Origin of the sequence: Psychrobacter sp. YP14 (genome assembly GCF_003209315.1) — a bacterium.
GTDB classification, from domain to species: domain Bacteria; phylum Pseudomonadota; class Gammaproteobacteria; order Pseudomonadales; family Moraxellaceae; genus Psychrobacter; species Psychrobacter raelei.
The window spans coordinates 1,911,486-1,925,976 of the sequence record NZ_CP029789.1 but is presented as its reverse complement, the minus strand read 5'-3'; the positions used below and the strand labels follow the sequence as shown (position 1 = coordinate 1,925,976).

Annotated in this window: 12 protein-coding genes; all 12 read left to right on the top strand. The window is 45.9% G+C overall.

Annotated elements, in window-relative coordinates:
* The first annotated feature begins 255 nt into the window (after positions 1-255).
* A complete protein-coding gene (gene dcd, locus DLE54_RS07905) occupies positions 256-831 on the top strand; it encodes a dCTP deaminase (RefSeq protein ID WP_011960917.1) in 576 nt (191 codons plus the stop codon).
* A gap of 379 nt (positions 832-1,210) precedes the next feature.
* Positions 1,211-1,846, top strand: a complete 636-nt coding sequence (gene ndhC, locus DLE54_RS07900) for an NADH-quinone oxidoreductase subunit A (protein ID WP_011960916.1) — start codon at positions 1,211-1,213, stop codon at positions 1,844-1,846.
* A gap of 10 nt (positions 1,847-1,856) precedes the next feature.
* Positions 1,857-2,525 carry a NuoB/complex I 20 kDa subunit family protein gene (locus tag DLE54_RS07895; protein WP_011960915.1) on the top strand — a complete coding sequence of 223 codons (669 nt, stop codon included), beginning with the start codon at positions 1,857-1,859 and terminating at the stop codon, positions 2,523-2,525.
* Positions 2,526-2,646: 121 nt separating this feature from the next.
* Positions 2,647-4,434, top strand: coding sequence for an NADH-quinone oxidoreductase subunit C/D (gene nuoC / locus DLE54_RS07890; protein ID WP_011960914.1), 1,788 nt, complete (start codon positions 2,647-2,649; stop codon positions 4,432-4,434).
* Positions 4,435-4,525: 91 nt separating this feature from the next.
* Positions 4,526-5,035: an NADH-quinone oxidoreductase subunit NuoE gene (gene nuoE / locus DLE54_RS07885; protein WP_041773743.1), complete on the top strand. Its 510-nt coding sequence runs from the start codon at positions 4,526-4,528 to the stop codon at positions 5,033-5,035.
* A complete protein-coding gene (gene nuoF, locus DLE54_RS07880; protein WP_011960912.1) occupies positions 5,032-6,645 on the top strand; it encodes an NADH-quinone oxidoreductase subunit NuoF in 1,614 nt (537 codons plus the stop codon). The genes nuoE and nuoF overlap by 4 nt, the downstream gene beginning before the upstream one ends.
* A 16-nt stretch (positions 6,646-6,661) precedes the next feature.
* A complete protein-coding gene (gene nuoG / locus DLE54_RS07875; RefSeq protein ID WP_110816794.1) occupies positions 6,662-9,694 on the top strand; it encodes an NADH-quinone oxidoreductase subunit NuoG in 3,033 nt (1,010 codons plus the stop codon).
* 1 nt (position 9,695) lies between these two features.
* The gene (gene nuoH / locus DLE54_RS07870; RefSeq protein ID WP_011960910.1) at positions 9,696-10,742 is read left to right on the top strand and encodes an NADH-quinone oxidoreductase subunit NuoH; all 1,047 of its coding nucleotides are present in this window, start codon (positions 9,696-9,698) and stop codon (positions 10,740-10,742) included.
* A gap of 162 nt (positions 10,743-10,904) precedes the next feature.
* A complete protein-coding gene (gene nuoI / locus DLE54_RS07865) occupies positions 10,905-11,453 on the top strand; it encodes an NADH-quinone oxidoreductase subunit NuoI (protein WP_011960909.1) in 549 nt (182 codons plus the stop codon).
* Positions 11,450-12,154: an NADH-quinone oxidoreductase subunit J gene (gene nuoJ / locus DLE54_RS07860; protein ID WP_011960908.1), complete on the top strand. Its 705-nt coding sequence runs from the start codon at positions 11,450-11,452 to the stop codon at positions 12,152-12,154. The genes nuoI and nuoJ overlap by 4 nt, the downstream gene beginning before the upstream one ends.
* A 149-nt stretch (positions 12,155-12,303) precedes the next feature.
* Positions 12,304-12,612, top strand: a complete 309-nt coding sequence (gene nuoK, locus DLE54_RS07855) for an NADH-quinone oxidoreductase subunit NuoK (protein WP_041773740.1) — start codon at positions 12,304-12,306, stop codon at positions 12,610-12,612.
* Positions 12,613-12,616: 4 nt separating this feature from the next.
* On the top strand, positions 12,617-14,491 hold the full coding sequence (nuoL, locus tag DLE54_RS07850) for an NADH-quinone oxidoreductase subunit L (protein WP_110816793.1): 1,875 nt from the start codon (positions 12,617-12,619) through the stop codon (positions 14,489-14,491).

Sequence of the window (14,491 nt, the reverse complement as noted above, 5' to 3'; positions counted from 1 at the left end):
ATTTTAGCCTCTTACACTTTGTCACAGCTGTTACCACAAGATGTTGACATAGGGGATGGCGTAAAGCCATTAATAAGCGTAAAATAGCGCCGTTAATGACTCTAATAGAGCAAAAAAAAGCCAATTGGGGCTAAATATTGGGGCGCTTAACTATCGGTTGTATTTAATTATAATCGACCTGCTTTTGAAAAATTTGTGATAAATTAACAGTTTATAATCAAAAAACTGTTTAGAACCAAAAAATAAGGGTGTGAAATGTCAATTAAGTCTGACCGCTGGATTCGTAAAATGGCTGAAGAACATGGCATGATTGAGCCATATGAACCAGGTCAAGTACGGTTTAATGAAGCGGGCGATAAGTTGGTCAGTTATGGCACATCAAGCTATGGTTATGATGTACGCTGTGCTCGTGAATTCAAAGTATTCACTAATGTCCACTCTGCCATAGTAGACCCAAAAAACTTTGATGAAAATAGCTTTATCGATATCGTCGGTGATGAGTGTATTATTCCACCCAACTCGTTTGCCCTAGCGCGCACTGTAGAATACTTTAGAATTCCTCGTGATGTATTGACCATTTGTTTGGGCAAGTCAACTTACGCCCGCTGTGGTATAATTGTCAACGTTACCCCACTTGAGCCTGAGTGGGAAGGTCATGTTACTTTAGAGTTTAGCAACACCACCACGTTGCCTGCGCGTATTTATGCGGGTGAAGGGGTAGCGCAAATGCTATTTTTCCAAAGCGATGCCGATGATATTTGCGAAACCAGCTACAAAGATCGTGGTGGTAAATATCAAGGTCAACGAGGGGTAACACTACCTCGTACTTAGTCTGTACGTACTTCGTCTGTTACTGTATAGACACCAAGCACTTTCAAACACCAAGTGCTTATGTTCAGATATCCAGATTGGCCAACATAGCCAAATGATACAAATCAGTGCTTATCAGTGCTTAATGGGATAAGCTGCTGATTTTAAAGTAAATTAATAGAAGGTGTTGCCTTAAAAAGTAACAAATGTCAAGAAGTAGAGCGCGACAGTTCATACCGAACTATGACCCTCTAATTCAGTATTAAATTGGCATTTAGTGCTTAAAAAAAGTATAGTAGCACCTCAATTTTGCCAGCCGATGTATCCTATTTCACCGCTGATTTATCCTATTTATTGAAAATCAGTGTCATCGGGTACTTGCCAGTGAGGAGATTTATAGATGACTTCCGCCTTTAATTGGTCAGCATTAGCCTTTATTTTGGCTGCCATTGGTTTGGTTATATTCATGCTGGTAGTACCACGTTTATTAGGTGGACGCTCGCAAGGTACAGAAAAAGAGGAAGTATTTGAATCGGGCGTTGTCGGAGCAGGCAATGCCCGAATTCGTTTGTCTGCAAAATTCTATTTAGTGGCCATCTTCTTCGTGATCTTCGATTTAGAAGCCCTGTATTTATATGCCTATTCGGTATCGGTGCGGGAAGTGGGCTGGATCGGCTATGCGACAGCCCTTATTTTTGTGGTTGATTTATTAATTGGCCTCATCTACGCGCTAAGTTTAGGGGCGCTCAACTGGGCACCTGCTGACAAACGCCGCAAAAAAGAGCGTTTGAGCGCCGCCCCAGCTGGCTTCAACTTAGCCAGTATCACCAAATTTAATGGCATCGATGAGCTACACACTGACCCTACAGGTAAAGTACCGGCTCAATCATCAGGCCAAGTAAACGTCTCAAACGATATCGAAGCCAACAAGCGCCATCTTGCCAATATCGATCGTATCAACGTCACTGGTAATGTTACCAGTGTAGACTTCTCTACCCAATCTACTAATTCTTTATCCAATAAATCGTCTTCTTAAGGGTTATATCATGAAATATACGCTAACCCGTGCAAATCCTGACGCCGATACTTATCCTGCGCAGACACGCCAAACCGTTAATAATCCCATTGAGGATGAGGTAAATCGTAATGTATTTATGGGTAAGCTTGAGGATATGGTGCATGCCTCAGCTAACTGGGGACGTAAAAACTCACTTTGGCCATTTAACTTTGGTACCTCTTGCTGCTATGTGGAGTATGCCACCACGCTAACAGCAGTACATGATTTGTCACGCTTCGGGGCAGAGGTTATTCGTGCTTCCCCCCGTCAAGCGGATGTGATGATTGTGGCGGGTACTTGCTTTGTGAAGATGGCCCCGGTTATCCAGCGTCTTTATGAACAAATGCTTGAGCCAAAATGGGTCATCTCTATGGGCTCTTGTGCCAACTCAGGCGGCATGTACGACATCTACTCGGTGGTACAAGGGGTGGACAAAATCATTCCAGTGGATGTTTATGTGCCCGGTTGCCCGCCACGTCCCGAAGCGCTTATTCAAGGCTTGATGCTGTTGCAAGAATCCATTACCAAAGAGCGCCGTCCATTAGGGGCTTATGTTAATGATAAAGGCATCTATCAGCCACAAATGCTGCCTGAGCGTGACCGCAAACAGGCCGATCGTATCGCCGTAAAAAATCTGCGTAGTCCGGACAGCATTTAATAAGCTCAGATATTTTAAGGGCTGAATCGCCTAGCCAGCTTGGCAATAAGCCCAGACAAAACAAAGTATTCATCCTTGCGTATTCGCAACAATTGCAATGACTCTGAGGTAAGCGGTAACCATGGTAACGGATAATAGCAAAGCGACTGACAATAGCGCCAATCCTAATATGACACAGCATGCTGTGCTGCGTGAGCTTGGACATAAGTTTGCAGGTAAATTCACTGAGCAGTTCACCTTTGATGGTATCCCTACCATTTGGGTATCGCGCCAGGATTTACTTGACGTATTGATGTACCTACGCACCCTGCCCAAACCTTATGTAATGTTGCTTGACTTATCAGCAATGGATGAGCGTTTGCGTCAGCACCGTGACGGCTTACCTGCCAGTGATTTTACTGTCTTTTATCACTTGATGTCGCTTGAGCGTAACAGTGATATTCGCGTAAAAGTGGCCTTGTCAGAAGACGATCTAAAGGTTCCAACAGCGACCAAGATTTGGCCAAATGCTAACTGGTACGAGCGTGAAGTGTGGGACATGTTCGGTATCGTCTTTGATGGCCATCCCCATTTAACCCGTATTTTATTACCCAAATACTGGGAGGGTCATCCGCTTCGCAAAGAGTACCATGCGCGCGCTACTGAATTTACCCCGTATTTCCTAAACAATGCCAAGCAGCAGTTTGAGCAAGAAAACCTACGCTTTGTTCCTGAAGAGTGGGGGATGAAGCGCAGTGGCCGAGATGAGGACTTTATGTTCTTAAACTTAGGCCCGAACCACCCCTCAGCGCACGGTGCATTCAGATTGGTACTACAGTTAGACGGTGAAGAAGTCATCGACTGTATCCCAGACATCGGCTACCACCACCGCGGTGCAGAGAAGATGGCTGAGCGTCAAACTTGGCACTCTTATATCCCCTATACCGACCGTATTGACTATCTTGGCGGCGTCATGAATGAGCTGCCTTATGTCATGGCAGTTGAGCAGTTGGCGGGCATCACAGTCCCTGAACGTGCTCAGACCATTCGCGTCATGATGAGTGAGTTCTTCCGTATTACCAATAATTTATTGTATTTCGGTACCTTTATTCAGGATGCTGGGGGTATGACGCCAGTATTTTATATGTTTACTGACCGTCAAAAAGCCTATGATGTGATTGAAGCGGTTACCGGCTACCGCATGCACCCAGCTTGGTTCCGTATCGGCGGTACTGCAGCGGATCTACCACGTGGCTGGCAGCGTTTGGTACGTGAGTTCTTAGACTGGATGCCACAACGTTTAGATGAGTACGTCAAAGCCGCAATGGAGAACTCGGTACTTAAAGGACGTACCCAAAACGTGGCGCAATACGATGCCAAACAAGCTTTAGCATGGGGGGTTACTGGGGCAGGTCTACGTGCCACAGGTGTTGAGTTTGACCTACGTAAAGCGCGTCCTTACATGGGTTATGAGAACTATGACTTTGAAATCCCAGTAGGTTATAACGGTGACGCTTATGACCGCTGTATGGTGAAGATTGAAGAGATTCGTCAGTCACTACGCATCATAAGACAGTGTATGGACAACATGCCATCTGGTCCTTATAAAGCCGATCACCCACTGGCTGTACCGCCACCAAAAAACCGTACATTGAACGATATTGAGACCTTGATTAATCACTTTATCTCCGTATCATGGGGACCGGTGATGCCAGCGGGCGAAGCATCTATGATGGTAGAGGCGACCAAAGGTATTAACAGCTACTACATTACCTCAGATCGCTCGACCATGAGTTATCGTACCCGTATTCGTACCCCAACATTTGCACATTTGCAGCAGATGCCTTCTGTAATTAACGGAAGCTTGGTATCGGATTTGATTATCTATTTAGCCTCAATTGATATTGTGATGGCCGATACGGACAGATAAAGATAGCGGATAGTTTTCAATTTTCTAGGGTATCAAGCCAGCCGGCCAAAACATCGACCTGGCTAGCAGTTAAAGAGAAAATAATACAATGATTAAGATTGTGACCGACAAAGCCCCAACCGTAGATGTTGCCAGTATTTTGACGGCTCAAGAGATTGAGGGGATACACGAGTATATCCATCATTATCCTCACGCGCGTGCGGCGTCTCTTGATGCGTTAAAATTGGTTCAAAAGCGTAACGGCTGGGTAAATGATGCGCAAGTTAATGCCATTGCAAACCTATTGGATGTTCCTGTAACTGATATCGAAGGGGTTGCTACTTTCTTTAACCGTATCTATCGTTCCCCAGTAGGTCGCCACGTAATTTTGGTGTGTGATTCTATTGCTTGTTATTTGACCGGCTACGAAGAGCTTGCCGCTGAATTAAAGACAACCTTGGGTATTGAGTTTGGACAGACCACAGCAGATGGTCGTTTTACCTTATTACCTATCTGTTGTTTAGGTAACTGTGACAAAGGGCCTTCGGTACTAATTGACGAAGACACCTTTGGTCCGGTATCTCCTTCTGAGGTTGCCGAATTGTTGGAGTATTATCCATGAGTCACAACGAAGACGTGCTAACGGCACAATCTGATCAACCCAAAAAACTAAGCATTGCCGAGCAGTTTGCTCGCCGCAAGCAAGGTCAAGCCCCCAGTCAATTAAATAGCCAACGTGTACCTATCTATGGCGATAAAGCCACAGCGACTATTGAGACCAAGCCGTTAACTTGGCGTTTGGCGCACCATGACGCGATTTTGGATTTGGCCACTTATCAGTCGCTGCGCGGCTTTGAGGGCTTAAAGACTGCTTTAGAAAAGGCCCCAAAAGAAGTGGGCGATATGATCAAAGCGGCTAACGTTCGTGGCCGTGGTGGTGCAGGGTTTAACGCCGGTCTGAAATGGACCTTTATGACCCCACCAGATGGCGGGCCTCGTTACTTAATTTGTAACGCTGATGAAATGGAGCCAGGTACTTTCAAAGACCGCTTGCTTATGGAGCGTCTGCCTTTTCAGCTGATTGAAGGTATGTTAATTACCGCGCATGCTATTGGCGCAACGGATGGTTATATCTTTATCCGTGGCGAGTACATTTTAGCAGCAGAGCGCCTAATGGCAGCCATCGATGAGTGTTTGGCCAATAATCTGATGGGCGATAATATTCTAGGCTCAGAGTTTAGTTTTAACTTACACGTGCACACCGGCGCTGGCCGTTATATCTGCGGTGAAGAGACCGCTTTGATTAACTGTTTAGAGGGTCGTCGTGCCAATCCCCGTACTAAGCCACCATTCCCTCAGGTATCAGGGGCTTGGGGCCGACCCACTGTTGTCAACAACGTGGAAACGCTAAGCAACATGCCAGCCATTATGATTAATGGCGTTGAGTGGTACCAGTCTTTACCAAATGAAAAAGGCAACAGTACCACACCAGGTACAAAAATATTTGGTTGCTCAGGTCTGGTCAATGATCCTGGTCTTTGGGAGCTGCCTTTTGGATATACGGCTCGAGAGATCATTGAAGACTTCGCAGGCGGTATGAAAGACGGTAAACGTCTTAAAGCATGGCTACCTGGCGGGGCATCAACTGACTTTTTGACCACAGAGCATTTAGATGTGGCCATGGATTTTGACAGTATTCAAAAAGCGGGCAGCCGTATGGGTACAGGTCTGATTATGGTAGTGGACGAAAGCCAAGATATGGTGCCTTTGCTTAAAAACTTGGAGATTTTCTTCCAGCGTGAATCTTGCGGCTTTTGTACCCCTTGCCGTGACGGCTTGCCTTGGGGCGTGAAGCTGTTAACGGCCATTGATGATGGCCAAGGTCAGCAAGGTGATGTTGAAAAGCTTGAGGGCTTAACCCGCGACTTATGGTTGGGTAAAACTTTTTGTGCGCATGCACCGGGTGCTATGGAGCCGCTTATGAGTGCGCTTAAGTATTTCCGCCATGAGTTTGACAGCAAAATTGTGGTTCCTGCTATTGAGGTAGACGCTGAGACGTCACAGTGGGCGGAGTCAGAAATCAAAAAAGTAATGTCATCTATGGGAAGCGGCAGTCCTGCGGCATCGTCTAATTCAAGCGCAGATACCGGTAGTAACGTTAATTCGGATACAACAGCAGGCGCAGAAGCCGGGCATAAAACCCTAACTTCTAACCCTAGTGATGTGAAGTAGAGGAGTAGAAACAGGCATGGCGGTCATACATATTGACGGTAAGCAGGTCGAGGTAAACGGCGCAGACAACCTATTAGAGGCGTGTTTGTCACTGGGTATCGATGTGCCTTATTTCTGCTATCACCCTGCACTTGGTTCAGTCGGCTCATGTCGTCAGTGCGCGGTAAAGCAGTTTAACAACGCAGAAGACGCAGCAGCAGGTAAAGGTCGATTGGTCATGTCGTGTATGGTAGCACCTACCGATGACATGTACATCTCTGTCGATGATGCTGAGGCCAAAGCATTTCGAAAATCTATTGTTGAATTCTTAATGACCAACCACCCTCACGATTGTCCAACGTGTGAAGAGGGTGGACATTGTCACCTGCAAGACATGACTTATATGTCAGGTCACAATAAGCGTCGTTATCGTTTTACTAAGCGTACTCACCACAACCAAGAGTTAGGGCCTTTTATTGCCCATGAGATGAACCGCTGTATCGCGTGTTATCGCTGTGTGCGTTATTACAAAGATTATGCTGGCGGTGAAGATTTGGGTGTTTATGCCTCAAATAACCGAGTTTATTTTGGCCGTGATAAAGATGGTCAGTTCGAAAGCGAATTCTCAGGTAACCTAACTGAAGTATGCCCAACGGGCGTATTTACAGACAAGACCCACTCAGATCGTTACAACCGTAAATGGGACATGCAGTATGCTCCAAGCATCTGTCACGGTTGTTCAGCGGGCTGTAACATCTCAGCCGGTGAGCGTTATGGCGAGCTACGCCGTATCGAAAACCGTTATAACGGTGAAGTAAACCGCTATTTCTTGTGTGACTTAGGCCGCTTTAGTTATGGCTATGTCAATCGTGAAGATCGTCCGGTACAAGCCATTGAGTATATCAATGATAAGCATGTCAAAATTAATATCGACTATGCTTTAGACGAAACGGTTAAACGCCTAAAAGGCAAAAAGGTCATCGGTATTGGCTCACCTAGAGCCAGCTTAGAGACCAACTTTGCCCTAAAAAAACTAGTGGGCTTTGATAACTTCTCAACCGGTCTTAATAATCATCAGCAAGCCTTAGTCGAAAAATGCATTGAAGTGCTAAATACCCAAGGTATTTATAACCCCACCATGGCCGAAATCGAAGACCATGATGCGGTATTTATCCTAGGCGAAGACATCACTCAGACCAGTGCCCGTGTTGCTTTGGCAGTACGTCAAGCAGCCAAGAATGAACAGCTTAAAATGGCGGCGGCATTAAAAACTGAGTCTTGGCTGGCAGAGCCAGTACAACGTATTGGTCAAAAAGCACTAAGCCCTGTGTATATCGCAGATACCGTTCAGACCAAGCTTGATGACATCAGTAAAGTCAGCTGCGTGGCGACACCAGAAGACATTGCAAGCCTAGGCTTTGCGGTAGCTGATGCCATTAAACAGTTCGGTAACGATTTGCAGCAAATACTGGCAAGTGCACCAAGTGAAGAGAGCGATGAGCAAGCCGATGCCATGCAAGCTTTGGCGAAGCAAATTGCTTTTGACTTGGTCACTGCCAATCAGCCTTTGGTTATCTCAGGTACTGGTCAATTTAGTGTGGCCATCATTGAAGCTTCGGCACAGATTGCACAGAACTTAACTGATAAGCGTGCCGATATTAAAGCTCATGAGCGTGAGCAAGTAGATGCACACAATGCCAAAGTACAGGCTCAGCAAGCACTTAATCAGCCTGCTGAGGACAAAGAGTTAGATGCCAAGCCAGATCAAGCGGGTCAATCTAAACAAGCTGACAACCTAGAACGTGATCCCAATGCGCCTGTTTTAGAATTAAAACAGATCAATAATCACTATCGTCAGCAAGCTGGTTTGTACCTTACTGTACCCAATGCCAACAGCGTGGGTGTATGTTTATTAGGCGGTAAGCCGGTTGAGCAAATTTTAGCGACAGATTTCGATGCGGTGATTGTGGCCGAAAACCAATTAACCGATGCCTTAGATATCGAAAAATTGGCTCAGCTATTAAGCAACAAAACCGTGATTACCTTGGATAATCAAAACTTGCATTGGCATAAATTTGTGGACATTGTATTGCCTGCTGCAAGCTTCGCTGAAGCAGATGGTACCTTGGTATCTGCTGAAGGCCGTGCTCAGCGTTTCTTCCAAGTATATGACCCAAGCTACTATAGCAACAAAAACTGTATTAAAGAGGGCTGGCGCTGGTTGCATGCGGTTGAAACCAGTCTAAATGAGTTGCCATTAGATTGGACTCAGCTCGATGATGTCATCAATGAGCTGATTAAAACGCATCCTAATTTAGCCGGTATCAAACAAGCGGCGCCTGCAGCAGATTTCCGTATTTCAGGACTAAAAATTGCACGTGAGCCAAGACGTTACTCAGGCCGTACTGCGATGCGTGCCAATGTCTCAGTGCATGAGCCGATGCAGCCAAAAGACTTAGACACAGGTTTGACCTTTTCAATGGAAGGCTATAGCGGTACTCAGACCCCAGGCTCTATGATTCCCTTTGCACAAGCGCCTGGCTGGAACTCACCTCAAGCTTGGAATAAGTACCAAGATGAAATCGGCGGTAGCCTAAAACAAGGTGACCCTGGTGTGCGCTTATTTGACTTAGTAGATGCCGATCGCAAATTAGCCAAACGTGAGTACGTGCGTCCTGAGCCCGCTCAGCCTATTAAGACCAGTATTTTCCAAGGTCAAGCCAAGCTGGTACCGGTACACAATATATATGGTAGCTCACCTATGGCTCATCGTAGCCCTGTGGTGGCAGAGCAGATGCAGGCGCCAGCGTTCCAGATCGGTGTAGAGGATGCTGAGCACTGGCAGGTGAAAACCAATGATTGGCTAGCCATCACAGTAGACGGTCAGCGTGTTGAGTTGCCAGTATTGGTAGTGCCTTACTTAGCTGAAGGCTGCATTGGCTATCCGGTCGGTCAAGTGCCTATCTTGCATGGTCATCTGCCAGCATCGGTTGTGAAAATTGATCCCCCAAAATCAGACAAAACTATCGTGACTACCACTAAACCACACCTAGAGGGTCAGGGAGGCTAATATGGAATCTATTCGAATCATCCCTGAGGTGCCCAGCTTTTTAAATCAAGTCTTGTCCGTTGACGCTTGGAATATTTTATTTTTAGTGGGCCAGGCTTTAGTCATCTTCTTAGTGGTCGTGATTGTAGCGGCATTGATGATTATCTATGAGCGCCGTATGTTGGCCTTGTGGCAAGATCGCTACGGTCCAAACCGTGTGGGTCCTTGGGGCTCATTGCAGCTGGTTGCGGATATGCTAAAAATCTTCTTTAAAGAAGATTGGACGCCTAAGTTTGCTGATAAGTTCATGTTTATTCTAGCGCCTGCTGTGGCGATGTTCACGGCTTTGGCGTCATTTGCCATTATTCCAGTCTCGCCCATGCTTGGGGTCGCTGACTGGAACATCGGTATTTTGTTTTTCTTTGCTATGGCGGGTATGGCGGTATATGCCGTTATGTTCGGTGGCTGGGCCTCACAAAACAAATACTCTTTATTGGGTGGCCTACGTTCAGCGGCGCAAACCATTAGCTACGAAGTGTTTTTGGGCTTATCCTTAATGGGTGTGGTCGCCATGACCGGCTCGTTTAATCTTCGTGATATTGTGGTGGCCCAACAAGGCGGCTTTTGGCACTGGAACATCTTTCCACAGTTTTTAGGCTTTTTAACCTTCGTGGTGGCTGGTGTGGCAGTCACTCACCGTCATCCTTTTGATCAGCCAGAAGCTGAGCAAGAATTGGCCGAAGGCTATCATGTCGAATATTCGGGCATGAAATTTGGTATGTTCTTTATTGGCGAATATGTCAACGTGGTACTCATCTCTGCCTTGATGACTTGTTTGTTTTTTGGGGGCTGGGATGCACCGCTGAATTTAGGCTTTACCATTTTGCCACCTGCTTTTTGGTTTATGATTAAAACCTTATTTTTCATGACTATGTTCGTCTTAGCGCGCGGCTCATTAATGCGTCCAAGATATGACCAAGTTATGAACTTTGGCTGGAAAGTATGCTTGCCAGTGACTTTGATTAACTTGATGATTACCGCAGCACTTATCTTAATTTCAGCCGCGTAGTGTGGGCTAAAAGTAGTCCATCAAACTGGCAACAACATAAGCTGACTGCAGGTAAAAAAATTACTGGGTTTTTAAATCTTCTATTTATCGTGAGATATCCAAGCCGCTTTAGATTGTAAAGTTAGCAAGGTCGCTCACCGATAAGCAATAAGAGAAGTTAACATGTTTAAAACGTTGAAAAATACAGTCGTGGGCATGTTTACCATTGTACGCTCCATGTGGATGGTTAACAGTCATGCGTTTAGACCTCGCGATACCATATTGTATCCAGAACAGCCTGTTCCTGTGCCGCCGCGCTTTCGTGGCCGTATTGTGTTGACCCGCGATCCGGACGGTGATGAGCGCTGTGTGGCCTGTAACTTGTGTGCCGTGGCTTGTCCTGTAGCCTGTATCTCATTACAAAAAGCAGAACGTGAAGATGGTCGCTGGTATCCTGAGTTTTTCCGTATTAACTTCTCGCGCTGTATTTTTTGCGGCATGTGTGAAGAGGCTTGTCCCACCACAGCGATTCAGTTGACACCAGACTTTGAGCTTGGTGAATACGTACGTCAAAACTTAGTGTACGAAAAAGAGCACCTATTAATCTCAGGCCCAGGTAAATACCCTGATTATAACTACTACCGTGTTAGTGGTATGGCGATTAAAGACAAACCAAAAGGTGCTGCCCAAAATGAGGCCCAGCCTGTCGATTTAAGGAGTCTATTGCCATGAGTTGGCTACACTGGTTTGATAATACCCCATTGGTAGGATTTTATGCTTTAGGCTTGGTGGCCATTATTGCCAGCCTTCGTGTGATTATGCTGGCAAATCCTGTCCATGCCATTTTGTCGATGATTGTCTCTTTACTTGCTTTGGCAGGTATATTTTTTATCATTGGCGCGCCTTTCGCTGGCGCATTACAAGTTATTGTTTATGCGGGCGCAATTTTAGTATTGTTCGTATTCGTCATTATGATGTTGAACCTGGGCGTCAAAAATGATGCCCGCGAGAGCCTGTGGTTGTCCTCAGATGTGTGGGCCGTGCCGGCAGCATTAAGCTTCGTTATTGCGGTAGTATTGGGCTATATCCTGTCACTAGGCAATGGTGTTCACAATGCTGATGGTACTGTGGCTCAAGCCATGATAGGCGCCCAAACTATTTCTGCTAAGCAAGTAGGTATCGCCTTATTTACCGAGTATCTGTTGTTGGTAGAAGTCGCTGCAATGCTATTGTTGGCTGCTTTGGTTGCCGCTTATCATTTGGGCAAAAAAGCCTTGGATGATGAGAATGAGAGCCATAATAGCCGCATTTCAAGAGAGTATGCTGAGTCGAATGATGCTTATCAATATCAGCAGATTGATGGCGAAAGCTTTAAACAGACTCATGCGCAACAGGGCGTAAGCTCAAAGCTGCACAATAAGGAGGATCGTTAATGGCAACTGCAACCTCTGAATCAGTAACCGCTGTTGATGGCGCTACTGTAGGCACTGCAAACCAAGAGGCATCTGTGCAATCGATGCACCTAAAGCCTGTTGAAACGGTACAAGACACGCCCACATTTACGACAGCAGATCCCACCATATTGGGCCCAATTCCTATGGAACATGGCCTGATACTGGCCGCCATTATTTTTGCTATTGGCCTATGTGGTGTTATGGTGCGCCGTAACTTCTTATTTATGCTGATGAGCTTAGAGATTATGATGAGCGCTGCAGGTTTGGCGTTTATAGTCGCGGGCAGTCATTGGTTAAGTGCAGACGGTCAAATTATGTTTATCTTTATCTTAACATTAGCGGCTGCTGAGGCGTCATTGGGTCTGGCAATCTTATTGCAGTTCTACCATCGCCGCGGTCATTTAGATGTTGATTCGGCCAACGAGATGAGAGGTTAAAACTATGAGCTTACTCCCTTTAACCTTTATCTTTCCAGCGATCAGCTTTTTGATTTTGGCATTTATGCGTGATCATTTGCCTGAAGTCTCAGCCAAATGGTTGGGCGTAGGCAGCATGGGGCTATCTGCCTTATGTGCACTGATTGCCTCATACACCTATTTATCACAAAACGATCCAAGCACAGTCATTAATATTCCGCTATGGACTTGGCTACAGGTGGGTGATTTTGCGCCAAACTTTGGCTTAAGCTTTGATGGCTTAGCCTTAACCATGACTGGCGTCATTACCGGTGTGGGCTTTTTGATTCATCTATTTGCCTCTTGGTACATGAAAGGTGATCAAGGCTTCGCCCGCTTTTTTAGCTACATGAACCTATTCGTTGCCAGCATGCTGTTATTGGTCTTAGCAGATAACTTATTGCTATTGTATCTAGGCTGGGAAGGCGTGGGTATTTGTTCTTACCTATTAATTGGCTTTTATTTTGACAATAGAGCCAATGGCCGTGCCGCAATGAAAGCCTTTACGGTAACTCGTGTGGGTGACGTGTTCTTGGCCTTTGGTCTGTTTTTATTGTTCCGTGAGTTTGGCACTTTAAACATTCAAGACATTATTACTCAAGCGCCGCAAATGTTCGCCGCCAACAACTCAACTTTAGTACTGGCAACCATGATGTTGGTGGGCGGTGCTATGGGTAAATCAGCTCAGATTCCACTACATACGTGGCTTGCTGATGCGATGGCTGGTCCGACGCCAGTTTCTGCACTGATCCACGCAGCGACCATGGTAACAGCAGGGGTTTATCTGATTGCCCGTCTACATCCGCTATTTATCTTAACGCCAGGCGTGCTGCTATATTGGGTAGGCGCTGTGGGCGCAATCACCTTAGTAGTCGCAGGTTTTTGTGCTTTGGCACAGACTGATATCAAGCGTATCTTGGCTTACTCAACCATGAGTCAGATTGGTTATATGTTCTTAGCGTTGGGCGTAGGTGCTTGGCAAGGGGCTATTTTTCACCTGATGACGCACGCTTTTTTCAAAGCCTTATTGTTCTTGTCAGCCGGTGCGGTAATTACTGCCGTTCACCACGAGCAAAATATCTTTAAGATGGGCGGTCTGCGTAAGAAGATTCCACTGGTATTTTGGTGCTTCATTATTGGTGGCGGCGCTTTGGCAGCTATTCCTTGGGTTACGGTGGGCTTTTATTCAAAAGAGGCCATTTTGTGGGAAAGCTATGCCACAGGTAACCAAGTCTTGTTCTACATGGGAGTATTTGGTGCGCTATTAACCTCACTTTATACTTTCCGTATGATTTGGTTCACCTTCTTTGGTGAAGAAAAGACTCATGCGCACAAGCTATCCGGTCTGTCTTATCAGATTCCACTTATTGTATTACTGGTACTGTCGACCGCAGTGGGTGCGTTAATTACGCCGCCGCTACAAGGCGTATTGCCTGAAAGCGTGGGTCATGTGTTAGAGATGAATGGTGACGCGCACGCCAAGCACACGGCAGAGTTTATTGCCATGGCAGCGATGGCATCAGGCCTTATTCTTGCCGTGCTACTTTATGTGGTTAATGGTGGTAAGCTTCTCGCTAAATTCAAAGCTTCAAGCTTAGGCGGCGCTATTTATTACTGGTGCTACCATGGTTTAGGCTTCGATGCTTTATATGACTTAATATTTGTAAAACCATTTTTATTCATCGGTAAATTACTTAAAGCGGATCCTGTTGATAAAACATGGAACATCCTACCAGCAATTGCTTCTGCAGGTAATAAAGTGATGGCCATGACACAGACAGGGTCACTTCGAGGATATGCCGCAAGCTTTGGACTGGGGATGGCAGTGTTATTGATACTAGTCATGACGACGGTGATTTAA